Genomic DNA, 24260 nt, shown 5'->3' on the forward strand with positions numbered 1-24260 from the left:
GCTGGCCTCCTTGTCCAGCCCTCAGCTTGAATCACTATTCACCACAAAAGGGAACCCAAGACGATTCAGACTTTTTGGGAAATGCTCTAGATGTGGAGCCGCAATCGGAGGTCTCTTGCGCGGCCTGAAACCCAAGAGGTCAGCGCAAAGGGAAAGCCGGATTGACCTTGACGAAACGCCGCAGGAGCCAGAGCGCAACACGTCTCGGGGATGGAGAAGCGAGGCGGGTATTTGCCTGGCTCTGCGTTTGCCTCCGCGTCCGTCAGTTGCTCTGAACAAAATCCAGTGCGTCGCCCAGGCCGGAGAGGCTGACATCTGCCGCGATCGGATCTTCCGATGAGACCGCAAAGAAGCGAATATCTGCACTGTCGCTGCCGCGCAAAAGATCGAGCTGTGCTGCGCTCAGATCCTGCAACGCCTGGCAACCGTTCGGGAAACAGGCGCTGAAGGGAACGTTCCAGACATCTTCTCCCAGAACGACACGAACGCCCGGCTCAAGAGAGGTGCCAAGCGGCAGGGCAATCAGAAGAGCTGGCTTGCGCCCATCCTGCTCGATCAGTACGGAAAGGGACAGGAATGTCTGCTGAGATGATTTTTCGGCAACGGACTTGGTCAGGCTGCAGGAGCCCATCTTGCAGGCTGTGGCCCAGCCTGCGACCTCGGAAGTCGTTTCCGGCTTGTCCTGGGCATTGGCGCTCAAGGCGGCCAGGAGTGAGAAAAAGGCGGCCAGACAGACTGCTGCCGGAAACCGCATGGCCCGCTGCAGAAAGATCTGCACAAGGGATGCGGGGGAGAAGTCACACGTTGAAATCATGCCGGTACCATTGGGTTGACTGAATGGGACGCCCGCCGGGCGTCCCACAATCACCGAAAGTGCGGTGACTGTCCATTGTGTGCTTACGCTAGGTTAGGATTTTTTGAAGCGCTGCATTCCGTAAAGGCCCGCAATGCCGGTCATGAAAAGCCAAAGGGCGGCCGGAACCGGGATCGGGTTGGGGCTGGGCAGCGGAGTGCCGCCAACACCGGCAAAGCCGAAGATGAACGTATTTGAGCCACCGGCCCCCGTCCCTGCGGCATCCCGGGCAGGCTGGCCAAGGGAAAACACTTCTGCGCCAACGAGGCCCAGGGCGGCAAGCGCGCCGGCCTCAGTGGTGGTGGCGCCGTAGAAGATCTCGAAGGAAAAACTTTCACCGGCGGCAAGGCCGCCAAATCCGAAATCGAAATTGGAGCCATGGTCGGCCGGTCCGAGATCCGTGAAATCTCCGGTGCCGCCGGCTACAATTTCCGACCGTGCAGCGAACGGATCGGAACTTACAAACCCGTTATCCACTGCCAGAAGAACGGAAGACGCGGCTGCAACGCCCCCATGGGTGACAAATTCACTGAATGTATCCGGTTCGATATCCCAATCGAATGTGCGGGTGTATCTCAGATCCGCAATGGCGGCCCCGCTAGTGTTTTCGATTGTGACATCCACACGGTAGAGATTTGAGGTCTCCGTTGCCGGCTTGAAGTCGTGTGTCACGCGCAGGTCGCTGCCCATATCGACAACGGAAGTCGCCGTTGAGGCAGTTGACGCGAAGGACACCAGGGACAGGCCGCTCGCTCCACCAAAGTCATTGTTGGCACTGCCGCTGGCGCCGCTGTCAGCAATCCCGACGCCCCAGCCTTCGCACAGACAGCCGTGGGAGGTGGACTCGTTGCCGGTCGGAATGAACCGTAAGCCAACGGGTGTAGTACCGCTTACCGGGGAGGGGGTCCCTCCGGAAACGTTCAGCTGGCCGAAGTCGTCCACGCCCAGCTGGATGGTGCCATTGTCGATGATCGCTGATGCTGACGCGGTGCCTGCTGCCAAAAGAAGAGCGCCTGCTCCCGCGGCCACGGTTTTAACAGGAACGGATTTGAAGAAGGATGGAAGAAGACTCATGCTGTGCCCCTTACGATATTTCAAAGTTAAAATCTGCGAACAAATGCCGGCCCCACACACGACTGGACCGCAGTGAAATACAGCTGACGTTTCGCCAGCGAGAACCTGGAGAGAGGTTCGAGATTTTTTGGTATCGGCGGAAAAAACGCCATTTACTTAAATCAACGCTGGGTATTTTGTACTAAAGTGACCTAAGGAGCAAATTTTTTTTACTTTATTTTAAATGTGAATTTAATGCACATATTTTTCATATCGATGTATGTGTATAATTTTATTGAGGATATAGGCCGTTGAGACTGTGTCTCTTTGATGCGTTATTTGAAGTATTCGTTCGCTTGAAGTTATCGCAAAACATGTAGTCTTGGCAGTAGTTCACGCAAAGGCTGCGCGCCGGAGACGGCATGCTGGCCGCTCCAGTCCCCAAATGGGGATCGAATTCTATTCAAATTGTCTGCATTTCTTTTGCCGTGCGAGGTTGCAGCGGAGGCAAGGTATGCAGGAAGCAGTTGTCCAGTTTACGCAAATCCCCTTGGGCGGGAGCCAGGCTCACTCAGCAGTGTCTGCGGGTGAGCAAATGCCCTGTCATCAGATCCCCTGTCTGGCGCGGAACGGCCGTGTGCAAGATGACGGGGGGCTGGACAGGCCGCCATCTAGCCAGGCGGCCCTGCGCCAGTTGATCGCTGCGGCGCCGGATCTTCTGTCCGCAGTCATGGAAGCGTCACCGGATACGATCAGCATTGCGGATGCCACGCGCCCCGATATGCCGCTTCTTTACGTCAATCCGGCCTTCACCCGCACAACCGGCTATGCGGCCGAAGAGGTGATCGGGAAAAACTGCCGCTTTCTTCAAGGTCCTCTGACGGACCCCAAGGTGGTCAAAACGATCGCCGACGGCCTGAAAGCCCGATCCGCTGTCGATGTCGAATTGCTCAACTACCGAAAGGACGGGCAGGCTTTCCTGAATGCGCTGAAGTTGACTCCAATCTTTGGGCGCGATGGCAAGCTGATGGCCTATCTGGGCATTCAGCGCGATATAACCGAAGTGAAAATCCGAGCGGAGCGCGATCGGGGTGAAAACCGGCTGGAAGCCCTTGGACTGGCCTCCGGCACTCTTGCCCACCAGATGAACAACCTGCTGCAGCCTGTGGTTAGCCTGTTGGCCCTGCACGGCCCGTCTCTGCCAAGCGCCGAAGCGCGGGAGGATCTGGAAACCGCGCTTCAGAGCACCTTGCAAGCGGCGGAGATGTCCAACAGCCTTCTGTTGCTGACAAAGGGAACTGCGGAGGGGCAGACCGGCCTTACGACGGCCGGTGCGGCCCTGGAGCGGGCCGAAAAGTTGTTGCGTATCCTGATCCCGGCTCCGGTGAGGCTTAAGGTCGATCTCGACCGGCTGGACAGAAGCGTGCGTCTGCCTGTGTCGGAAACGAATCTGTTCCAGGTGCTTTTGAACACAGTGCAGAATGCAGCCCAGGCCATGGACAATGCCGGGTGCATTGTCTTGGAGGCGAACACGGAAACGGCTGGTACCTGCCGGATCAACGTGTCTGACCATGGCCCGGGAATTGAGAAGAATGACCGGGAGAGAGTCTTCAAACCTTTCTTCACGACACGGGAAACGGGATCCGGATTGGGCCTTTCCGTCGTCAGGACCATTGTCGCGGCCGCAGGGGGCGACGTCTCCATTGCCGATGGGTTGCCCAACGGGGCGCCCCGCAGCTTCGGCTGCCGGTTCCAGATCACCTTTCCCGCATATTGACCCATTCAGCCTCGCGTAAGGAGTAGTCACATGGCGCATATTCTCTTGATCGACGACATAGATGCGGTTCGCCGCGCATTGGCCGCGATCCTTGAAAAGGCCGGACATACGGTTGTCGCTGCGGCAGACGGGGCCGCAGGGCTCGATCTGGCTGGAGCCCAGGCATTCGATCTGGTGATCACCGACATCATGATGCCGGACACGGATGGCACAGACGTTGTCTTTGCCCTCAAGGATGGCCACCGGGCGCCGAAGGTGATTGCCATGTCAGGCGGCGGCGCCGGTATCACGGCGGCCGAAGCCCTGAAGCTGGCCGTCGTGAAGTCTGACGCGGTTCTGTCCAAGCCGATTGAAAACGGGCAGTTGCTCACCACGGTCAGCGACGTTCTGGCGGCTTGAGCCGCCGGTCATCCCGCTTTGGACCACACTTTTCCCGCAGTTTTCGGAGGCAGTTATGGCCTGGTTCTACAATCTTCGCCTGATGAACAAACTCTTTTGCGCTTTTGGCGTACTGCTTGTTCTGCTCGGATTTCTCGGCAGCACATTTGTGTTCACGCTCGGCGTTCTTGATGAGGAATTCACCGAATTTTCCGCTCAGGGCAATGTTCTGGCCGCCACCAGCGAAATCACGCGCTCCTTCGCCAAGCTGGAAGGCCGGGCGAAGGACTTCATTTCCGTGTCTTCGGCGGACAATATGGCGGCTGCGCAAAAGGCTTATGAAGAGGCAACGGCTCTGATCGTCAAGGACATGAAGCTCATGCACGACGAAGAAGAGCTCCGCCGGTTGAAGGATGCCGAAAAGCACATCAGGATTTACTGGAAAAACTTCCTCAAACTGGCGCAGGAGCGGAACGAGCAGAACCAGCTGATCACCGGCAACCTCTCGGAGGCAAGCAAAACCCTGCAGGACGAATTGCAACTGGTCTTCGACCATGTTCTGGGCAGCGAAGTGAAAGACGGCAAGCCGTCAGAGGCGCTCAATATGGTAACCGACGCCATTATCCATCTGCTGATCGCCAAGGACCATGCCAACCGGTTTGTCTATTCCCACCAGGACAATGACCTCGATTTTGCCCTTTCGGAAATCGAACGGGTCCGCCGGGATCTGACCAGTGAAGCCCTGACAGATGTTTCGGCGGAGGACCGCACCCTGATCGAAGACGCCCTGCACCAGCTCGATGTCTATGTGGAAGCGCTGGACCGGTTCCGCGTGCTGGACACGGATATCCGCCGATTGGAAAAGGAAGTCATGGTGGAAGAAGCCGGCATCATTTCCCACGACCTAGACGAGATCAACGCCATTGCAGTGACTGCGGAACACAAGATCGAGGAACAGGTGCACGCGCAGACGAAAACCGCGATGATCTTTGCCATCACCGCCACCGTGTCCGGGCTCATCATCGGCTTTGCCACCGCCTTTGGCCTTGGCCGCCTTATCAGCCGCCCGGTGACCCGCCTTGTGGAGGTGATGCAGTCCCTGACCAGCAACCGCCTGGATGTGGTGATCGACGTGCCGAAGGGCCGAGATGAAATTGCCGAGATGACCGAGGCCGTGAAAGTGTTCCATGAGGCTTTGGTCGAGCGCCACAAGATGCGCGAAGAGCAGATCCGCACGGAGGAAACCGCGTCCCGCCGCCGGGACGAGCTGGATCAGATGATCGGTGTCTTCGGCAATGCGATCCGGGGCATCTTCCAGCGCATGTCCACCTCCTCGTCGCAAATGTCTACCTCGGCCCTGTCCCTGACCGAAATCTCGGCCGTCTCGGCGGATCAATCCGCCGTGCTCGACAAGGATGCATCGGAAACCTCCAACATGGTGGCAACCGTTTCCTCTGCGGCCGAAGAGTTGATCTCTTCCATTGAGGAAATCCGGCGCAATGCCGACCATTCGGCTGAAATTGCCTCGTCTGCCTCGTCCAAGGCCGAGCAGACCCGCGACGACTTCAACCGCCTTTTGGACGTGTCGGGCCAGATCACCAGTGTTGTCGATCTGATCCGGGAGATTGCCGACCAGACCAACCTTCTGGCGTTGAACGCAACCATCGAGGCGGCCCGGGCCGGGGAGGCGGGAAAGGGCTTTGCCGTGGTGGCGTCCGAAGTCAAGGAGCTGGCCGCCCAGACCGCCAAGGCAACGGCGGAAATCAGCGAACAGGTCAATGCGGTTCAGGAAACGGCCCAAGGGGCGGAAAGGTCCCTGAACGAGATCTATGGCGCCATCGGCGAGGTGACGGAAACCGCCATCAGCATTGCGGCCTCCGTCAGCCAGCAGAAAGACGCGACCTCCGAGATCGCCCACAGCATGGAAACCGTTGCCCAGAATGCCGGGCGGGTGCAGGAAAGCGTCTCCCTGATGAAAAGCAACGCCGACACCAGTGCAGAGACCGCCGACAGCGTCAAGGCCGGCAGCTCGGTGGTCTATGATGAAGCTGTGCTGCTTGGTACGGAAGTCGAGACCTTCCTGGATGCCATTGCCAGCCGCGGAGATGATGAGACCTACCGGATCCATGATGTGGACTGGCAGGGCAGTGTCACCCTGGGCCGCGACACGGTGCCTGTGCGGGTGCGCAAGGTGTCGACGGCCTCCTGCTTTGTCGACACGGTCCTCAGTGGCGCGCCGGGAACGCCGGTGGAGTTCGTTACCGACGGCCTGTCCGGCCCGATCCAGGCCCGGATCGCCCAGACGGAAGCGGGCGGCACCATGCTGCAATTCCCGCTCAAGCGGGATCACATCGCCAAACTGCGCCTGGAGCTGGAGCAACATCTCCACGCCGCCGCCTGACATTCAGCACATGTCCGCCTTGCGAGCCGGCCCCTCTTGGGGGCCGGTTTTCTTTTGGCTGGCGACGGGGCATCGCCAACTTGTTGATCGCGTTTGGGTTTGGTAGATCGCTGTGATGTTTGAGGATTTCGATTTGCCGCACCTTAAGGGGGGCGCTTTCCCAGATCGATTATCTCCTATGCGGTTTGGGCCGATCACCGGTTTGCGTTGACTACGGCAGATGTTGAAGACCTCCTTGCGGAGCGGGGTCTTTGTGTCAGCCGTGAAACGATCCGCAAATGGGTGAACCGGTTTTGCCAGCGCTTCGCGCGCTGCATTCGCCGGGACAGACCAAAGCCCAATGCCAAATGGCATCTGGATGAAGCTGTGAACGTCATTGGCGGAGTGAGATACTGGCTCTGGCGTGCGATTGACGGCGATGGAGATGTGCTCGATATCCTGGTTTAATCCCACCGGTATGCAAAGGCTGTCAGGCGTTTCTTCGGTGCACTGGTCGCGCAATACGGCGAGCCCAGGGTCTTGGCAACGGACAAGCTGCGCAGCTACACCAAGCCGGTTCGGGCCCTGGCTCCAGACGCCGATCATCGCCCTCACAAAGGGCTGAACAACAGGATTGAGAAGTCCCATCGTCCGGCCCGGAAACGGGAGAAGATCATGGGCCGTTTCAAGTCGCCTCGGCAAGCTCAACAGTTTCTGTCCGCCCACGATCAGATCAACACGGTCTTCCGGCCGCACCGATGCAAACTGTCCGCGCCCTCATACCAGCACGCGAGAGCAGATGCGTTCGGCCTATGGCAGGACTACACCGCTGGGATGAACGCCTGAAATCCGCCAAAACAGGGAGCCATGCGGGCCGACCCAAACAAGTTGGCGATGCCCTCTTCGCTGAGCGCTCTCTGGGCACGGCCGAAAAGGGTCTTATTGGGTGTGTCTGGCAAAAGCTTGCGGTGTGCGACAGCTTTTCAGGCCGGGCCGAAACCCCGTGAACGGCCGAACAGGGGCGCAAAGCGGTCAATTCCTGCGTCGGCAGAAAACCGGCCCCGCAAGGGGGCCGGTTCTGTCTGCGCTTGGGTTGGAGGGCGTTCCGGTTTACGCGGCCTGGGGGCGGGCCGGTTCAGGCTGTTTGGCCTGGGCCGGATTGAGCGGCAGACAAACGGTGAAGGTGCTGCCCTTACCCGGTTCGGACTGAACGCTGAGCTTGCCCTTGTGCTTGATCTCCACGATGGATTTGCAGATGGCGAGCCCTTGTCCGGTGCCTTTTCCCGGTGGCTTTGTAGTATAGAACATGTCGAAGACGCGGCGCAGGGCCTGCTCATCGATCCCGGCGCCATTGTCCGTCACCTTGATCGTGCAGGTGGTGTCGTCCTTTTCGGCGCTGACGGTGATTTCGCCCTTGCCGCCCGTATAGTCCCGGGACTGGGAATATTCGGAAATGGCGTCGGCCGCATTGACCACCAGATTGATCACCACCTGGGAGACGTCGCCTGGATAACAGGGCACGATCATCTCCTCCTCCGGCGGGCTGAAAGTCAGGTCCGCGCTGTGGCGCCACTGGGACCGGGACACGGTCAGAGCGTTTTCGATCAGCTTGATCATGTCGGTCTCGGATGTCTCCGCATCGTCCGGATGGGCGAATTCCTTGATGGACCGTACGATCTTGCCGATGGTTTGAACGCCTTCGGCGGCTTCTGTCAGGGCCGAGGGGATCTCGTCCTTCAGGAAGTCCCAGTCGATCTCTTCCAGCTTGTCCGTCTGGGCCTCTGTCAGCGCACCGCCAGCCTCGTCGACAAAGCTCTTCAGGTCGTCAAAGGCTTCTCCAAGGAACTTCAGATTGTCGCCGATGAACTGGGTCGGGGTGTTGATCTCATGGGCGACGCCGCTCGCCAGGGTTCCGAGGGATTCCAGCTTGTGGGTTTCCATCAGTTCCAGTTCCAGACGGCGGTTTTTCTCATTCGCCTCGTAGAGTTCGGTGATATCCGTGTCGACCATGACAAAGCCGCCGGAGGCTATGGGCCGCTGCGTGTGCAGCAGCACCCTGTCTTCGCTCCAGGTGCTTTGCCAGGTCTGGATGCCTTCGGCTTCAAGACGGGTGAGCCGGTCCTGAACAGCTTCGGTCTGGGCCAGCGAGTCCTGAACGGGCGTGGCGGCATAGGCCTTGAGGAGCACGTCCTCAAAATGCACGCCTGGGCCGCAGGCCTCCCGGCTCAGGCCGTAAAGGTTGAGAGCGGCCCGGTTGACGAAGCGCAGTTCACCATTGTCTCCCACGATGAAGATCGCATGAGACACGCTGTTGATGGCGTTGTGTAACAGGGTTTCGGCGAATTTCCGTCCGGCTTCCGCTTCGTCCCGCTCACTACGCGTGACCTTGGCGAATTTAGCCAGGGCCGTCGACATCTGGTTGAAGGACTGGGCCGTGCTGGCCAGTTCGTCCTTGCCGCGTACGGGCATGTGATAGCCGAACTCGCCTTTGGCCACCCGGGCGGCCCCGTCGCGCAGCTGGGTCAGCTGGCGGGTCAGGATTGAACCGAGCAGATAGCCGAAGATGGCCACCAGGATCACCTCGAGGCCGGCAATGGTCAGCATGCGCCGCGTGCCGGCGGCCACCACGTCATTGAGCAGGGAGGTGGAGAGGCCAATTTGCACCTCGCCGAACTGGGCCCCGCCCGCCAGTATGGGGGCGGCCACATCGACGCTCTCATCCTCCAGGTCCAGATCCTGAGCGCGATTGCCATGGGTCAGGGTTCTGGCCGGCACCGGGCCACCTTCCGCCAGAACCAGTCCGCTGGAATTGCGGATCTGAACATAGAGCAGGCCCTGATTTTTCAGCGCCTGCTCCACAAGCGCGTCCAGCGTTGCCAGATCAAGGGCCAGCACCGCGTCACTGGTCATGGTGGCCAGCAGCCGGACGGAGGTTTCCGCCCGGGTGCGCAGTTCCTGCTCGTTGGAGGATCTAAGGTCCTGAAGACTGGTCACCACCAGAATGCCAAGAACGAGGATCTCAATGAGCGCAATGCCCAGAATGGTCTTTAGTTTGAATGACATGTCTCTTCTCCCGCAGAAGCGATCTGGGTCTGGCTGGAACTTAAGTTGAGCGCCCGCACATCATCCCAGGTGCTGTTGCCCGCCGGAACAAAGCCGGTCATGCCGAGCGGGCCCAATAGGGCCTCGTCTTTGAGGGCGATCATGGCCTCAGCCAGTGTGGCGCGCGCGTCCGCATCCACATTGGCGGAGGCTGCAAAGGCATGGGGGGTGTAGGCAGCGGTCTTGTAGAAGACCCGCAGCTGCGATTGGAGATCCTGCGGCACATTGCCGAAGGTGCGCACCACGCCCCCACCCGCGGCCACCAGGCCCAGGGCAACCGCCCGGTAGACCGAGTCGTGCGATTTCACGTAAAGGGGTTCGAAGTCGACCTGATCGGCGGACAATTCGGCCCGGGGCACCACGCTGGCGCCAAACGCGGCCGGGGAGGGGAATGCGATCTTCTGGCCGTTCAGGTCCGTTAGTGCCTCGATGCTGCTGTCGGCCCGGGCAACGAGAATGCCTTTCAGCTTCTTGTCCGCCTGATGGGCAAAGGCTTCATAGCCTGCGCTCTGATGGACGACCGTATAGTGATACGGGTTCATATAGGCAAAGTCATACGCCCGCTCAGAGAGGCAGGCCTCAAAGGTCGGAATGTCTTTTGCTGTGGTGAATTTCAGCTTGTAGCCGGTCTGGCGTTCCAGCTCTTTGAGAAACGGAACCCAGACCTGGGCAAGCCGCGTGGCGGATTGCTGGGGCACAACGCCAAAGGTGTAAACTTTTTCTGCGGAAGCCTGCGGGACGCCGGACAAGAAAAAGGCTGCAGCACCTGACAGAAAGATCTGTTTCAGAGCCTGCAGCCGAGTTTTCTTCAGTGGTACAATCAAGTCGATAGGGTTTTTCATGACACTTACCTCCGGTTTTCACCATTGATGCCACTAAGAACCCTGCGTCACGATCCCCATTTAGGGATATAATCTCCTCCTCCTCGTATTGTTGGTTAAGAATTAGGAAACGGGGGTGGCCGTCTCACCCGCCGTTTCCCCGGCCGCCATGGCAGTGGCGGCCTGACGCCAGACCTCAATGGAGGTCTCGGACGCATTCAGCGTGGGCAAAGCCCGCAGCCTTTTGATCGTGATGGCGCTCAGCTGGCTGCCGGCCGCCAGCAGCAAGCGGCCTTCGCCGTCCCGGATATCAGAGGCCAGAATGTCGCCGCCCAGAAGCTGGTTCGCGGGCACCTTCTTGCGCACCGCTTCCACGCTGCCGGCAAACACCTGGTCGCCGCCGAGCACCTGGCGCATCGCCTCCAGAATTTTCGGGTCATAGCGCGGCGCATTGCGCTCAAGCTCGTTCATGCAGGCCTCAAAATCGGGCTGATCGCCGGTGGCAATCTCTGCCAGATCGATCAGGGCGCACAAGACGCCTGAGGCTTCTGGAAGGTTCTCCCCGGCAATGTCGTCATAGGGGAACCCGCTGCCGTCAAAGCCCTTGCGGCAGTAGTAAATCGCCTCGGCGATGCCCTCCATGCGGGGGATATTCAAAACAAGGTCCCGGGCCTGGGCCACCGCCTCGTTGACCTGGCGCTTTTCCTCCGGAGACAGATCATCACCGTTGAAATAGCGGTCGGCCAGGGCATCTGGCAGCGTCAGGTAGCCAAGGGTGCAAAGCATGGCGGAAATGCCCTGTTCCAGCGAGGGGCGCATGCCGAGGGTCTTGGTCACTTTGCGGGCCCAGCGCTGGATGATCGAGGCGCGGACATGGGCCCGCGGCCGGGAGATCGCGATGATGTCAACCAGCATCTTGATACTTCCCGACAGGGTCTGTTCCAGCAGCTCCCGCTCTGCGGCGAGCGTCTGGTGGAACTCGATCCCCTCCTCGATCACTTTCAGGAGCATTTCCGAGTTGCAGGGCTTTCCGATAAACCGGAAAATGCGCCCGTCATTGACGGCGTTGACCGCCGTTTTCTGGTCGTTGTTGCCGGTCAGCATGATCCGCGTGGTCGATGGGGCTTTTTTTGAGATAAGACCAAGCAGTCTGATGCCGTCCATACCAGGCATGTTCTGGTCGCTGACCACGACGGCAAAGGGGCCCTCGGTTTTTATTTTTTCAAGGGCATCCTGCGGGCTGTTGACCATGGTCACGTCCACGCTTTTGCGCAGAACGCGGTTGGCCGCGTGCAGGACATGGATCTCGTCATCGACGAGAAGGACTTTGCGGTTCTCGCTCATGCTGCAACCTCATTCTTCGATGACGGGGTGTGTTGCCTGGCCACGGCCTCGGCAATCAGCTGGGGCCATGCGCCGGTCGGTGCCGACGGGCTGGTGTCCGCGAGTTGCTGAAGGGCGGTGCTAAGGCCCGCCGGCAGCCCGAACAGGACCGTGAGAAAGGCAACCCGTTTTGCCGCCTGGGCCAGCGTTCCGGCCGAGCCGACCGCGCCGGAGCGCAGGCTTATTCCAAGCAGGAACGCAGCTGCAGCGGCTTCCGTATCCTGGGTCAGCTCAAGGCAACGCGCCTTGGAGTCCTCTGCCAGATGGTGCGCGTCTTCAGGTGCAAACCCGTGCAGGTCTTCAGAGCAGCATTCCTGCCCCAGCCTGCCGGCCTCGATCAGTTCCCGCAACCGATCGAGGCCGACATACCCGACCGCCTTGCGAATGCTGCAAGTCGGCACGGGTTGTTTGAAATAGGCGGAATTGCACAACTGCAGCAGGCGCAGGGACAGGCTCGGATCCTTGCGGACAAGTCCGGCGATGTGGTCAATGCCCGGCTCCTCCGCCTCAAGGGCGCTGGTCAGATTCTTGAACAGGCCCTTAGGCGAGCACAGGGTGTCCAGGACGGACAGTTTGAAGATGCCGTTTTCCAGCTGGTCATGCAGCTGGGCATCGACAATGTCCTTGATGACGGAGATGATGGCTTCCGGCGAGCACGGCTTTGCCAGAAAGCGGTGACTGCGGCCGACGATACGGTAAATCTCGTCTTGTTTGGCTTCACCCGACAGCACAATGCGGATAATCTGGGGATGGTGGCCGGAAATCCATTCCAGCAGCTGCGAGCCATCCACTTCCGGCATGCGCATATCCGTGACGAGGATATCGACGGTTTCACGGGTGATCACCTTGACCGCGTCCACGCCGCCATAGGCAAAATGCATGTCCCACTGGTCCCGGTAATGGCGCACATGCCGGCGGACGGCCTTCAGGATGTTGGGCTCGTCATCGACAAACAGTATGCTCACTTTGCGGGTCATGCCGGGTCTCATGCGTTTGAACGTTTCTGGCATGGACCTTACGAATTGGAGCAGCTCCCGAGTATCCCCATTTGGGTACAGGATCTCTATCGGGCTTGTTTTTTTGAAATTTCTTCGCAGTTCCAGCACGCCTAGCACGTGGAGTGGCGGAATTTAGGTATATATTTAAGTGCTTTAAAGAGATGCTGCGCGGGGCCGGACCAAGGCGGCCGGTGTTGTCAGGATCAGTTGCACCAAATCCACCTGGCGCCGGACACCGGTCTTCTGGAAGATGCGCTTCAGATAGGTGCGGGCCGTTTCCTGGGTCACGTTGCAGTTGCCCGCAGCCTCCTCCACGGTGCCGCCACTGGCGATAGTCTGGGCAATCACCGCTTCGACCTGGGTCAGGCCGAACAGGTCTACTAGGCTTTCAACACTCGGCGGCGCATAGCGGCCGGGCACCGTGAACATGACGGCAACCCGCTTCTGGCCGACAGGCATGATGACGGCGGTCAGGGGCTCCAGATCGTCCGGGTCGGACAGGGAGACGAATTTTGGAACGGAGTCCATTTCTTCGGCTGCTTTTTGAACGGCGGCCTTGAATTCGCTGCGGGCGCCGGGCGCGTTGACCGCAAGGGCGCCGTTCCGGTCCACCACAATGCCCTTGTGGGACTTCAGCACCTCATCGGCACTGTCATTGTAATAGACGATCCGGCTGGTGCCATCGACCACGGCAACCGCAGGCGCCATGGCAGAGAGAGCCGCCGTGGCCATATGACCCGGCTGCTCCTTGCGGGTCTTGATGGCAGACAGGGCCACCTCAATCGCCTCGATCAGGCTTTCGGCGGCACAGGGCTTGGTCAGGAACCGGAAGACGCCGGACCTGTTGATCGCATCAATGGCAGAGGCCAGATCCGCATTGCCGGTCAGGAGAATATATTCGCGGTCTGAGGCTTCTTCCTTCCGCATCCGGTCGATCATCTCGATGCCGGTCAGATGGGGCATGCGCAGATCGCTGACAACCACATCGAAGTCTTCGCTCCGGGCCCGCTCGATTGCGGCAACCGGATCGGTCTCAAACACCATATCCCAGCACACGTGCTGGGACCGGAGCACCCGCTGCAGGGAGCTCAGCATCATGGCTTCGTCATCGACGAACAGAATTCGCTGTCTTGCTGCACTCATGTGGCTACCGTAGTCACACAAAGTAAAGCAAGTGTATATGTTCAATTTTTCAAAAGTATAATTTGATTTTAAATTCTAATTCTCATTCAGATAAATTTATTCCGTTGAGTTATTGATAAATATTACAATGCGTATTTCTGGAGGTGAGGATGTAGGGAGATGCATTCAGGTCGCGGAAATCCATGGGTTTGGCGTAAAAATAGCCTTGTGCAACCCGGTAGCCGATGGCGGCGAACAGGTCCCGTTGCGGGGAGGTTTCGATCCCTTCCACCGTCAGGCAGGCATCCATCTTGCCCGCCAGGGCGCCCACGGTTGTCGCCACATGCCGGGCCTTGTCGCAGTTGAGGGCCTTGGCCACGAAGCTGCGGTCGATCTTGAGTTCGTCCCAGTCGAAATCCGTCAGATAGGAGAGGGCGGAATAGCCTGTGCCGAAATCGTCCAGGGAAATGGAGATGCCGAGGCGCTTGAGCTGTGTCAGGGTGTCATGCACCCGCCGGCCATCGCTGATCAGGACGGATTCGGTCACTTCCAGCTTCAGCCGGACGGGCTCTAGGCCAGTTTCGTCCAGAACCTGGCGGGCAAAGGCTGGCACATCGTCCTGAACAATCTGCAGGACCGAGAGGTTGACGGAAACACTCGGAGTACCACGCATGGTGACCACATCCTCGCAGGCTCTTTGCAGAATGTGGCGGCCGATTTCAAGAATGCCGCCGACCCGCTCGGCGGCCTCGATAAACTCCAGGGGCGGGACCATGCCGAACTCCGGGCTGTTCCACCGGGCCAGGGCTTCCATGCCCACCATCTCGCCGCTCATCATGTCGAATTGCGGCTGATAGACGGGATAAATCTGGTTGGTCTCGATTGCGCCCCTCAGGGTGTCTTCGATCTTGCGGCGGCGGATCTGACCGGCCTGAAGCGGCTGTGAGAACCGGGCGACTTCGTTGGTCCCCTTGCGGGCCGCCTCCTGCATGGCCAGATCGGCGCGCAGAACCAGCTCCCTGGAGTCGAGCCCTTCCGCTTGGCTGGTGGCAATCCCCGCATAACCGTCCAGCGTCACAGCGATCGCGTGCCGCTCCACCGGCACAGCAACAATGGCAAGCAGCATATGGGCGAGAACAGCCAGTTCCTCTTCGCTGGTGATGTCATGGATCAGGAAGGAGAACTCTACGCTGCCCGTGCGGGCAATCCGGTTGCGCCCGTCCAGTTCGCGCACATAGCCGGACAGATCGGCACCGAGCCGGGCGATCACATCATCACCGTAAGAATAGCCGAACTGGATATTGACGCGCTTCAGCCCGCTGAGTTTCAGAACCACAATGCCCCAGCCATCCGGTACAGCGCCGCCGTCAGGGCACCTGCGGGGGCCTTCGATTTGGCGGGGCTGGGAAGCTTCTTCAATCATCTGCAAAAAAGCATACCGGTTGGGCAGTTCGGTCAAGCCGTCCGTGAGCTGGACCCTGTTGGTTTTTTGAGCGTATTGGCGCAGAGCGGCGCATTGCTTTTTCAGCCGTGTTCCCAGCACAAGGCTGACAGCCAGAAGCAGAAGCGCGGCAGCGGTCAGCCCCGCGACCAGGGCCAGCTGAAATGCGGCCCGCTTGTCGATATGCGATTGGCTTTCCTGCGTGATGGCCTGAATCAGATGCCAGTCGGCAGGCTCCATATGCGCCCGGATGGCGTTGAGGGCGGCGGTCAGATGCGCTGCCGTATCTTGCGGATGGTTTTGTCCCAGCGCCGCGAACGCGGGGCGTAGAGCCTGAAGGTCGGTTCTGATCGTGTCTGTGAGGGCCACGAGCGCTTGATGGGTCTGGCTCTGGCTCTGGCTCTGGAGGTGTGTTTGAGCGTCCGGTCCGCCGTTCCCGGCGACTTGAAGACTGTCCACAAGCGACTGGTAAAGGGTCTGGATCTCCAGAATTGAGCTCTGCCGGTTTCCGGAAGGTCCGGCGGGGCCTTCGGCCAATGCTGCCAGATCCCGTTCCAGGTGTTCAAGCTGGTGACGCCCCTGGGACAGGTAGGCCAGCAATTCATGACTGTCCGACTGGCTTTTCAGGGCATTGGCCATGTCCGCCACCAGCAGGCTTGCGCCCCACAGGAACGCGGCCCCGGCCAGTGCGGGCAAAGTAATCCAGGCCAGGGGAGCGGCTCTGAAAAAGCGTTTGGCGAACAACATCCGGCTTGTCCTTTCGGCCAGAGCTGCGCTCCCGGGGCGTCAAGAGGTGGCAGCTGACTGCAACTTTGCATCAGTGCCGCCTGGTGCGATATCCTCATTTGGGGACTGGTGGTTTGTGACAAGACCTTGCAGGGCGGTGGCGTGCCTTGGAGCAAATCGCGTTTCATCGGCTTTGTCTATCGCGGCCTGATATGAGAGAGGTCGACGCAACAGACAAAGCAGATCCGGTTAAATGGTGCAGACTTATCGCACGATGCTCTAGCCGATAAATTCACCGGAGAGGGCGTCCCCGGCATCCTCCGGCTGCTCTTTTGCGGGAGGTGCGGGGACCATCTGCCCGGAAGACGCGCGAGCCTGCGGGACACCGGTCTGTTGTGGGGTGACCGGCAGCTTCACGGTGAAGGTGGTGCCTTTTCCGGGTGTGCTGTCAACTTCAATGCGGCCGCCATGTTTCACGTGCACGATCTTGTAGACGATCGCCAGACCCTGGCCGGTGCCCTTGCCCGGTTCCTTGGTGGTGAAAAACGGATCAAAGATCCGGCTGCGTGTCTGCGCGTCAATGCCTGCGCCGTTGTCGGCAATGGAAATTTCGATCCAGGAGCCGTTCCGCCGGGTCTCGATGCGGATCACACCGCCACCGGCTGGCGCGCTGTCTTCAATGGCATCGGTGGCATTGCCGATCAGGTTCAGGAACACCTGATGCAGATCCCCGGGCTGGCCCATGACATCAGGCAGATCCACAGCAAAGTGCCGGTCAATCTCCGCCACGTGTTTCCAGCTGTTGCGGGACACCGACATGGTGGTTTCCAGAACCAGATTGATGTCGATCGGCTTCAGTTCGGTTTCGCCCGGGTGGGAGAATTCCCGAATGGCCGAGACAATCGAGGCCACCTGCTGCAGTCCGTGAAGGGACTGGTCCAGGGCCACGGGAGCTTCTTCCATCAGGAACGCGATGTCGGTTTCTGTCCGCTGGTCCTCAACGGCTTGGACAAGTTCCTCCAGGCCGCTGGTGCCCTTGGCAGCCTGGGTCAGGGCGTCATAGGCGGTCATCACAGCCCCGGCGGCCTCATGTACTTCCTGCATGAAGCGCACATTGTCGCCGACATACTGGATCGGGGTGTTGATCTCATGGGCCACGCCACTCGCCAATGTGCCCAGCGCCTCCATCTTCTGAGCCTGATTGAGGCTTTGTTCCAGAAGCTGGCGTTCGGCTTCAATCGCCAGGTGACGGCGGATGTCCAGCAGGATCCAAAGGCGCAATTCGCCTTGACCGATGGGGGAACAGGACATGCGCACCGGGATTTCCTCCCCCTCGCGCTGGTTGACGGTCAAGTCCATGGTGGTGTCGTCAAACACGGGCTCCTGGCCGGAACGAGCCCGGATCCAGGCATAGGCCCGATCTTCACCGGTCAGAAAATCGGTCAGTTCGGCCTCGGGCAGGACCTCCCCGTCAAGGCCGAAAAAACTGCGCGCGGCCGGGTTCATCCGCACCAGCCGCAGGGCGCTGTCCGTCAGCACAAGACCCGCCGGGCGGGCGTCGAAAACGGCGCTGAGGAGCGAACGTTCCCGCTCCAGCTTGGCAGCGGCAGCCGCAAGGTCCCGGTTGGCCTCGTAGAGCTCCAGGCTCTTTTCCTCCAGCAGGGTCTCAGCCGCAAGGCGGGCTTTTTTTTCCCGCTCCAGCCGCCGGACCAGCATGTCATAGGAGAGCTCTTTCAGGGTCACCTCCTCATCAAGGTGAAGCGGGTACACTGGTCGCCGTCCTGGTCGGGCAGCTCGGTGCGTGCAATGCCGATGTCTTCGCCATAATGGCCGATGGCCCCCCATAACAGCCCTTCGGCAAGGTCTGCCATGCGCCGGCTGGAACGGTAGTCCAGGGTCATTTCTGTCTCTGAGACCGGGCTGGCGGTCAGTTTCGGCAATTCCGCATCCGGGTAGAGTTTCAGAACATCCACATGGATCTGTTCCTCAATGGAGCTGACAAATTCAAACGTGCTGGTGCAGGAGGCAAAATACGTCTCATGCCCGGTCACAAAACTGCCGAGCAGATGTTTGCCGAAGGTCTTCAACAGTTCGGGCACGGGCAAGCCGCTGCGCGCGCTCAAGGCCTTGACGAGCCGCACCATCTCTGCGGTGTCGTAATAACCGACCCCCGTATAGGCGCCGTCATTGGGCAAATCCGCTTCCATGATAATGGTTTCGGTCATGTCCGGACCGAAGGCCTCATCAACCAGGGTAAAAAACTCGTTGAAGACAATGCCTTTCATGGGTCTCTCCTCAAGCGCATCTGCCTTTAGTCTGCACGGGCCGCGCTGCCCATCCCCATCTGGGGATTGCAGAGAAAAAAGCGGCCGCAATCGGCGGCTGTATCTCAGGACAAAGGAATAGCCTTAATAATTGACTAAGGGGAAGCTTGGCGTGCTGATGGCAAATCAAAGTCCCGCAGCTCTTGAGACGGCTGGGGGCGTGCTGACAGCCGTTTGAAAACGGGATGTCCGGTTTCCGGAGCTCAGCCTGAAGCCGAAGGGACCAAGCGCGTCCTCCCCGGGGCTGGGGAGGGGCCGGGGGAGGCTCCGAGCGAGGATCAAACCGGCCACCAGTTCCCGGCGCAGGCGGCGGCCTGCGGCGAACGTGGATTTCGTCAAACGGTTCTCCCACGTCAAAGGGAGGCGCCGGATCAAAGCCTCCTTACTCCGCATATCGGTAGCCCGACCGCTTCGTGCGCAACAGGCGGTAGCTGGAGGGGCTGGTGCCGATATAGTGCTTGAACATGCGCGAGAAAAAATAGGGGTCCGAATAGCCCAACTCGGCGGCGGTCTCCTTGACCGTCTGGCCAAGACCCAACCGGTGGACCGCATATTCCATGCGTTTCAGCTCAAGAAATTTTTGCGGCGTCATGCCGATGCGCTCGCGGAAGGCGCGGCGGAAATAGTCCCGGTTATAGGGAACCTCGGCCAGCGCCTCGTTCAGGCCGCCGGGTTTCAGCGGATCGGCGGCGAGACGCGAGGCCAGCAGCATGATCTGCAGGGACAGCTGCCCCTGGCTTGCCAGCAGATCCACATCCTCCCGCCAGCCCAGAAACGCATCGTCCAGAAAGGCCAGCAGCAGCACCATAAACTGGTGGTGTTGCGCCAGGGTCGGGCTGATCGTGGCCGCCGTCTCGCGGTAATGACTGATCAATGGGCGCAGCACGGCCCAGTTTTTCAAAGGAGCGGTGCGAGCCAGGGTCATCTGATCAAGAAGATCGGCCCGGCCGAACAGGCCGAGCGTGAAATGCTGGGCAACGCCCGTATAGCCTCCTTCGCCCGTATTGGTGCCCCGGAACCGCTCCCGGGCATAAAGGATCATGGCTTCGCCTTCCTTCAGGCAGATGCTCTCGTGCGCGATCTCATACCGGGCGCAGCCGCTCAGACAGAATACGAGATCATGCACCGGATTGACCTTGTTGATACGCCAGCTTCTGGAGTGCTGCATGCGGATGGGGGTGCGGGCCAGGCGGAGCGTCAGGGCCTGAACCGGCATGCGTGAAAACAGACTTTGTTCGTTTTTCTCCATGTTTTTGTTTGATAGCCTTCATTTCGATCTAGCCCCGAGGGCGCTAGCATGGATCTGACAGGGGCTGCATCTCCCGATACCAAGGGATGCTGCCTGTTTTGGGAGGAAAGAGTGCCACATCTGCACCTGGACGCAACAGTCCACGGGGCCGCAGCTGTGGCAGTCAGCTAAAGACATGAAATATTTCGAACAGAGCAATTCGCCTGGAAATGCAACTTATGCGAGATTTTTGGCGTGCAGGCTCATCCTGGTGTCCACGGTACCGGCCCTTGCCGCGAGAACGGCCTGCGCCGCGGGGGGCATAGAGCCGACGGCCGGAAAGCGGGTCAGAATGCGCGCCGGAGAGAGGACCGGAATCTGGGCCGGAGGGCTGCGCCATGGGCGGTGACAGCAAGTATCTCGGGGTCCTTTATGTCTCGCCCTATATCATCGGTCTGCTGCTGTTTACGGGCTTTCCCTTTGTCGCCTCCTTCTATCTGAGCTTTACCGACTATGATCTTCTTAGCACCCCCAAATGGCTGGGGCTGGAGAATTACGAAAAGCTCTTCACCCGGGACCGCACCTTCACCAGATCGCTGGGCGTGACGCTGCTTTATGTGGTGATGACAGTGCCGCTCAAACTGAGTTTTGCCCTGCTGATCGCGGTGATGCTCAATTACCGCCTGAAGGCAATCAACCTGTTCCGGACCGCCTATTATGTGCCCTCCATCCTTGGCGGGTCGATCGCCATCGCGGTGCTTTGGCGCTACATCTTTGCCGAGGCCGGTCTGGTCAACATGCTGCTGGGGATGTTCGGGATCGATGCCATCAACTGGTTCGGCGATCCGGCCAATGCGCTGTTTACCATCACTCTGCTGCGGGTCTGGCAATTCGGCTCGGCCATGGTGATCTTCCTGGCGGCACTGCAATCGGTCGACAAGTCCCTTTATGAGGCCGCCTCCATCGACGGGGCCAATCCCTGGCATATCTTCCGCTACATCACCCTGCCGCTGATCACACCGGTGATCTTCTTCAACCTGATCATGCAGACTGTGCAGGCGTTTCAGGAGTTCAACGGGCCTTACATCATCACCGATGGCGGGCCGCTGAAAGCCACCTATTTCCTGCCGCTCTACATCTATGACAAAGCCTTCAAAAGCTTCGACATGGGCTATGCCTCGGCCATTGCCTGGGTGCTGTTCGCAATCATCATGGTGCTGACCCTTGTTGCCTTCTGGTCTTCCCGGAAATGGGTCTACTACGCCGGCGACAAGAGGAGCTGACCCCATGTCCACATCCGCCGACATCCTGCCGCCAGCCTCCGTCCAGTCGAACGAACCGGCCACCGTCATGGAGATCAAGCTGCGCCGCCGCCGGCGGCTCAACAGCCTGCTGCGCTACACGGTGCTGACCGCCGTTGGCCTGGTCATGCTCTATCCGCTCATCTGGCTGGTAGGCGCCTCGTTCAAGACCAACGCGGAGATCTTCTCCAGCCCTTCCTTCTGGCCCAGGGAGCCGACGCTGTCGGGCTATATCAAGGGCTGGGAAACCTCAACGCCCTATACCTTCGCCCGGTTTTTCTGGAACACGTTCCTGATCATCACCCCCAAGGTCATCGGCACAGCGGTGTCGTGCACCTTGGTGGCCTACGGCTTCGCCCGGTTCGACTTTCCCGGCAAACGCATTTTGTTTGCAACGGTGATCGCAACCCTGCTGCTGCCCAATGTGGTCACGCGCATTCCGCAATATCTTCTGTTCCGGGACATTGGCTGGCTGGACAGTTTCCTGCCTCTCTGGGTGCCGTCCGCCGTCGCCGGAGATGCGTTTTTCGTGTTCATGCTGATCCAGTTTCTCAGGGCCATCCCCCGGGACATGGAAGAAGCGGCCCGGGTGGACGGGGCCAACACGCTGCAGACGCTGGTCTATATCGTGGTACCGATGCTGATGCCTGCGATCATCTCGGTCTGCCTGTTCCAGTTCATGTGGACCATGAACGACTTTCTCGGGCCCCTGATCTACATCTCTTCCGTTGAGAACTATCCGGTCTCGCTGGCTCTCAAACTGTCTATCGACACGACGGAAGCCTTTGACTGGAACCAGATCCTGGCCATGTCGGTGCTGGCGCTCGCGCCTTCGCTCTTCGTGTTCTTCCTTGCGCAAAAATATTTCATCGAAGGGATCTCCACGGGAGGGGTCAAGGGATAATGGCTGAGCTGCGACTGACATCCGTTGAAAAAACCTATGGCAGCGGCTTCAAGGCCGTGCATGGCATCGATCTGGCGGTGGAAGAAGGGGAGTTCATGGTTCTGGTCGGTCCCTCCGGCTGTGCCAAATCCACCACCTTGCGCATGATTGCCGGGCTGGAAACCGTTACCGGCGGAGAGATCTCCATCGGCGGCAAGGTGGTCAACGATCTGGTGCCAGGCAAGCGCGGCATTGCCATGGTGTTCCAGAATTATGCGCTCTACCCGCATATGAAGGTGCGCAACAATCTATCCTTCGGCCTGCGCCTCAAGGGTCAGCCGAAACCGGCCATTGAAAGCGCCACGAAGGACGTTTCCAGGGTGCTGGAAATCGAGGAGCTTCTGGAGCGCCTGCCCAAGCAATTGTCCGGCGGGCAGGCGCAACGGGTCGCCGTCGGCCGGGCGCTGATTAAGCAGCCGGAAGTGTTTTTGTTTGATGAGCCACTGTCCAATCTCGATGCCAAGCTGCGCGCCTCCATGCGGGTGCGCATCACCGACCTGCACAAGCGGCTGAAGGCCGAGGGCCAACCGGCCACCGTTGTTTATGTGACCCATGACCAGGTCGAGGCCATGACGATGGGCGACCGGATCTGCGTCATGCGCGAAGGCCGCATCATGCAGGTGGCCGATCCGGTGACGCTCTATGAGCGGCCGGCAAATGCCTTTGTGGCCGGGTTCATCGGCATGCCGGAAATGAACCTTGTGGACGCGGTGCTGACAACCGAAGACGTGCCGCTTCTGACCCTGGCCGGTCAGACCATCCGCATCGGGGAAGGGCTGGCCGGCCGGCTTAGCGAAAGCGCCGGGCCGGTCAAGCTGGGCATCCGGCCGCAGCATCTGGAGCTGCTACCGCCCGGCACTCACAATGCCCTCAACGGGGTCGTGACCAATGTGGAATTTCTCGGCCACGAGCTCAACTGCCACCTGAAGGTCGGCAGCGGCAACTTTGTTGTGGTGGTGCCCGGCGGCCAGCTGGCACATCTGCCTGCGCGCGGCGATGCGGTCGCCCTGCGGCCCCAGGGCGACAAGATCCACCTGTTCGACCGTCACACAGAGGACAACATTTCACTCGGGTGAGGCCGGGTGTGTCATGGGAGGAAGGAATGACAGGACTGAAGACAATGGCTGCGGCCCTGCTGGCCACCACAGCGCTGGCAGCCGCCGCAGGATCTGCAGGCGCGGCCGAATTGCGCATGAGCTGGTGGGGCGGTGATACCCGCCACAAGGCCACTCAGGAGGCCTTACGGGTGTGCGGCGAAAAGCACGGCCACACCATCAAGCCGGAATTCACCGGCTGGGCCGGGCATCTGGAAAAGGTCACCACCCAGATTGCCGGGGGCACTGAAGCCGACATCATGCAGATCAACTGGCCCTGGCTGCCGCTGTTTTCTCTCCATGGGGACGGCTTTGCCAATCTCTATGATCTGAAGGACACGATTGCGCTGGACAACTGGACACCGGAGCAGCTGAAGGCCGGGGAAATGGACGGCAAGCTGAACGGCCTGCCCGTCTCCACCACGGGGCGGGTCTATATGTTCAACAAGACCGCCTATGAAAAGGCGGGCCTTGCGGTGCCCGCCAGCTGGGCGGAGCTGATCGCCGCAGCCCCGGTCTTCAAGGAAAAGCTCGGGGAGGATTATTATCCCTTTGATGCGGCCACCATCAACGCGGTGCTGCTGATCTCCAACGTGGTGACCCAGAAGACCGGAAAAGACCTGATCGACCCGGCGACGACCACCGTGGCCTGGACCCCGCAAGAGCTGTCCGAAGGCCTGGAGTTCTACCAGATGCTGGTCGACAAGGGCGCGATCCGCCCCTGGAAGGCGGGTGCTGCGGAAGGCAATATGAAGCTGCACGAAAACCCGAAATGGGCCAGCGGGCAGATGGGCGGGTCCTATGAATGGGATTCCACCTATTTCAAATATTCCGATCCGCTGGAAGAGGGCAACGAACTGGTGCCGGTGAAGATCCTGAACGTGGACGGCGCCAAGACCGAAGGAGTGTACCGCAAGGCCTCCATGACCTTTGCCATCTCCAAGCGGGCGAAAGATCCCAAGGCCGCCGCCCAGATCCTCAATTGCCTGATGAACGAGCCGGAAGGCATTGCGGCCATGTCGAGCGCCCGTGGCCTGCCTGCCTCCAGGGCGGCCGCCACCCAGCTGATTGAAGCCGGGGCGGTCAAGCCGATCTTGAAACAGGCCAATGAGATCATCATGACCGGCACCGGGCCGAGCGTGTCGCCGTTCAACGAGCATCCCGACGTGCGCAGCATCTTTCTCGATACGCTGGAATATTACGCCTACGGGCGGATCGATGCGCAGACCGCAGCCGAGGAGATTATCGAGGGCATCAACGACGCCCTGGAAGACTACCGCTCCTGAGCCTTTGTGCGGTGGCCGGTCTGTCCGGCCGCCGTAACCTCCAACCTTCA

The 24260-nt window shown here is 59.8% G+C and carries 18 protein-coding genes and 1 pseudogene; 8 read left to right on the plus strand and 11 right to left on the minus strand.

Translation table 11 applies throughout. The annotated features are described in order from the left end of the window. Positions 1 to 262: 262 nt before the first annotated feature. Both ACXAIC_RS13490 and ACXAIC_RS13495 read right to left on the minus strand, forming a co-directional pair. Positions 263 to 814 (minus strand): invasion associated locus B family protein, encoded by a 552-nt coding sequence (locus ACXAIC_RS13490; RefSeq protein ID WP_475179767.1) that lies wholly within the window; start codon positions 812 to 814, stop codon positions 263 to 265. A gap of 93 nt (positions 815 to 907) precedes the next feature. Further along, positions 908 to 1927, minus strand: coding sequence for a hypothetical protein (locus tag ACXAIC_RS13495; protein ID WP_475179770.1), 1020 nt, complete (start codon positions 1925 to 1927; stop codon positions 908 to 910). Positions 1928 to 2501: 574 nt separating this feature from the next. Here ACXAIC_RS13495 and ACXAIC_RS13500 point away from each other — a divergent pair. The 4 genes and pseudogenes from ACXAIC_RS13500 to ACXAIC_RS13515 all read left to right on the plus strand — a co-directional run bounded on the left by ACXAIC_RS13500 (position 2502) and on the right by ACXAIC_RS13515 (position 7287). Next, positions 2502 to 3683, plus strand: coding sequence for an ATP-binding protein (locus ACXAIC_RS13500; protein ID WP_475179774.1), 1182 nt, complete (start codon positions 2502 to 2504; stop codon positions 3681 to 3683). Between the two features lie 30 nt (positions 3684 to 3713). Then, on the plus strand, positions 3714 to 4082 hold the full coding sequence (locus ACXAIC_RS13505) for a response regulator (RefSeq protein ID WP_475179779.1): 369 nt from the start codon (positions 3714 to 3716) through the stop codon (positions 4080 to 4082). 55 nt (positions 4083 to 4137) lie between these two features. Beyond that, positions 4138 to 6462 (plus strand): methyl-accepting chemotaxis protein, encoded by a 2325-nt coding sequence (locus tag ACXAIC_RS13510; protein ID WP_475179783.1) that lies wholly within the window; start codon positions 4138 to 4140, stop codon positions 6460 to 6462. A gap of 115 nt (positions 6463 to 6577) precedes the next feature. Continuing rightward, a pseudogene (locus tag ACXAIC_RS13515) lies at positions 6578 to 7287 on the plus strand (IS6 family transposase). Between the two features lie 264 nt (positions 7288 to 7551). Here ACXAIC_RS13515 and ACXAIC_RS13520 read toward each other — a convergent pair. The 9 genes from ACXAIC_RS13520 to ACXAIC_RS13560 all read right to left on the minus strand — a co-directional run bounded on the left by ACXAIC_RS13520 (position 7552) and on the right by ACXAIC_RS13560 (position 19607). Next, positions 7552 to 9504: a sensor histidine kinase gene (locus ACXAIC_RS13520; RefSeq protein ID WP_475179786.1), complete on the minus strand. Its 1953-nt coding sequence runs from the start codon at positions 9502 to 9504 to the stop codon at positions 7552 to 7554. After that, positions 9489 to 10385, minus strand: coding sequence for a phosphate/phosphite/phosphonate ABC transporter substrate-binding protein (locus ACXAIC_RS13525; RefSeq protein WP_475179791.1), 897 nt, complete (start codon positions 10383 to 10385; stop codon positions 9489 to 9491). Before ACXAIC_RS13525 ends, ACXAIC_RS13520 begins: the two co-directional genes overlap by 16 nt. Positions 10386 to 10487: 102 nt before the next feature. Continuing rightward, on the minus strand, positions 10488 to 11708 hold the full coding sequence (locus ACXAIC_RS13530; RefSeq protein WP_475179794.1) for an HD domain-containing phosphohydrolase: 1221 nt from the start codon (positions 11706 to 11708) through the stop codon (positions 10488 to 10490). After that, on the minus strand, positions 11705 to 12724 hold the full coding sequence (locus tag ACXAIC_RS13535) for a response regulator (protein ID WP_475179798.1): 1020 nt from the start codon (positions 12722 to 12724) through the stop codon (positions 11705 to 11707). Before ACXAIC_RS13535 ends, ACXAIC_RS13530 begins: the two co-directional genes overlap by 4 nt. A gap of 174 nt (positions 12725 to 12898) precedes the next feature. Further along, a complete protein-coding gene (locus ACXAIC_RS13540) occupies positions 12899 to 13888 on the minus strand; it encodes a DNA-binding response regulator (RefSeq protein WP_475179803.1) in 990 nt (329 codons plus the stop codon). A gap of 109 nt (positions 13889 to 13997) precedes the next feature. Further along, positions 13998 to 16055 carry a putative bifunctional diguanylate cyclase/phosphodiesterase gene (locus ACXAIC_RS13545; protein WP_475179807.1) on the minus strand — a complete coding sequence of 686 codons (2058 nt, stop codon included), beginning with the start codon at positions 16053 to 16055 and terminating at the stop codon, positions 13998 to 14000. Positions 16056 to 16313: 258 nt separating this feature from the next. Beyond that, on the minus strand, positions 16314 to 17804 hold the full coding sequence (locus ACXAIC_RS13550) for a two-component system sensor histidine kinase NtrB (RefSeq protein WP_475179813.1): 1491 nt from the start codon (positions 17802 to 17804) through the stop codon (positions 16314 to 16316). Next, complete coding sequence (locus ACXAIC_RS13555) at positions 17774 to 18319, minus strand: heme NO-binding domain-containing protein (RefSeq protein ID WP_475179818.1); 546 nt, start codon at positions 18317 to 18319, stop codon at positions 17774 to 17776. Before ACXAIC_RS13555 ends, ACXAIC_RS13550 begins: the two co-directional genes overlap by 31 nt. Before the next feature lie 421 nt (positions 18320 to 18740). Then, complete coding sequence (locus ACXAIC_RS13560) at positions 18741 to 19607, minus strand: helix-turn-helix domain-containing protein (protein WP_475179824.1); 867 nt, start codon at positions 19605 to 19607, stop codon at positions 18741 to 18743. A gap of 377 nt (positions 19608 to 19984) precedes the next feature. Here ACXAIC_RS13560 and ACXAIC_RS13565 point away from each other — a divergent pair, with 377 nt between their 5' ends. From ACXAIC_RS13565 to ACXAIC_RS13580, 4 genes are all read left to right on the plus strand, one after another. After that, a complete protein-coding gene (locus ACXAIC_RS13565; protein ID WP_475179828.1) occupies positions 19985 to 20869 on the plus strand; it encodes a carbohydrate ABC transporter permease in 885 nt (294 codons plus the stop codon). Between the two features lie 67 nt (positions 20870 to 20936). Further along, a complete protein-coding gene (locus ACXAIC_RS13570) occupies positions 20937 to 21791 on the plus strand; it encodes a carbohydrate ABC transporter permease (protein ID WP_475180147.1) in 855 nt (284 codons plus the stop codon). Next, positions 21791 to 22906, plus strand: coding sequence for an ABC transporter ATP-binding protein (locus tag ACXAIC_RS13575; protein ID WP_475179833.1), 1116 nt, complete (start codon positions 21791 to 21793; stop codon positions 22904 to 22906). The genes ACXAIC_RS13570 and ACXAIC_RS13575 overlap by 1 nt, the downstream gene beginning before the upstream one ends. 26 nt (positions 22907 to 22932) lie before the next feature. Further along, on the plus strand, positions 22933 to 24210 hold the full coding sequence (locus ACXAIC_RS13580; RefSeq protein WP_475179839.1) for an ABC transporter substrate-binding protein: 1278 nt from the start codon (positions 22933 to 22935) through the stop codon (positions 24208 to 24210). Positions 24211 to 24260 lie beyond the last annotated feature (50 nt).

This window comes from Roseibium sp. AWQ4_254, assembly GCF_056161025.1.

Bases quoted from the DNA above. Each gene is read 5' to 3' on its own strand.
- ACXAIC_RS13505 (WP_475179779.1), top strand. From the start codon at position 3,714: ATGGCGCATATTCTCTTGATCGACGACATAGATGCGGTTCGCCGCGCA.
- ACXAIC_RS13580 (WP_475179839.1), top strand. From the start codon at position 22,933: ATGACAGGACTGAAGACAATGGCTGCGGCCCTGCTGGCCACCACAGCG.
- ACXAIC_RS13555 (WP_475179818.1), bottom strand. From the start codon at position 18,319: ATGAAAGGCATTGTCTTCAACGAGTTTTTTACCCTGGTTGATGAGGCC.
- ACXAIC_RS13525 (WP_475179791.1), bottom strand. From the start codon at position 10,385: ATGAAAAACCCTATCGACTTGATTGTACCACTGAAGAAAACTCGGCTG.
- ACXAIC_RS13490 (WP_475179767.1), bottom strand. From the start codon at position 814: ATGATTTCAACGTGTGACTTCTCCCCCGCATCCCTTGTGCAGATCTTT.
- ACXAIC_RS13510 (WP_475179783.1), top strand. From the start codon at position 4,138: ATGGCCTGGTTCTACAATCTTCGCCTGATGAACAAACTCTTTTGCGCT.
- ACXAIC_RS13540 (WP_475179803.1), bottom strand. From the start codon at position 13,888: ATGAGTGCAGCAAGACAGCGAATTCTGTTCGTCGATGACGAAGCCATG.
- ACXAIC_RS13500 (WP_475179774.1), top strand. From the start codon at position 2,502: ATGCCCTGTCATCAGATCCCCTGTCTGGCGCGGAACGGCCGTGTGCAA.
- ACXAIC_RS13495 (WP_475179770.1), bottom strand. From the start codon at position 1,927: ATGAGTCTTCTTCCATCCTTCTTCAAATCCGTTCCTGTTAAAACCGTG.
- ACXAIC_RS13570 (WP_475180147.1), top strand. From the start codon at position 20,937: ATGGAGATCAAGCTGCGCCGCCGCCGGCGGCTCAACAGCCTGCTGCGC.
- ACXAIC_RS13560 (WP_475179824.1), bottom strand. From the start codon at position 19,607: ATGGAGAAAAACGAACAAAGTCTGTTTTCACGCATGCCGGTTCAGGCC.
- ACXAIC_RS13565 (WP_475179828.1), top strand. From the start codon at position 19,985: ATGGGCGGTGACAGCAAGTATCTCGGGGTCCTTTATGTCTCGCCCTAT.
- ACXAIC_RS13530 (WP_475179794.1), bottom strand. From the start codon at position 11,708: ATGAGCGAGAACCGCAAAGTCCTTCTCGTCGATGACGAGATCCATGTC.
- ACXAIC_RS13535 (WP_475179798.1), bottom strand. From the start codon at position 12,724: ATGACCCGCAAAGTGAGCATACTGTTTGTCGATGACGAGCCCAACATC.
- ACXAIC_RS13575 (WP_475179833.1), top strand. From the start codon at position 21,791: ATGGCTGAGCTGCGACTGACATCCGTTGAAAAAACCTATGGCAGCGGC.
- ACXAIC_RS13545 (WP_475179807.1), bottom strand. From the start codon at position 16,055: ATGTTGTTCGCCAAACGCTTTTTCAGAGCCGCTCCCCTGGCCTGGATT.
- ACXAIC_RS13520 (WP_475179786.1), bottom strand. From the start codon at position 9,504: ATGTCATTCAAACTAAAGACCATTCTGGGCATTGCGCTCATTGAGATC.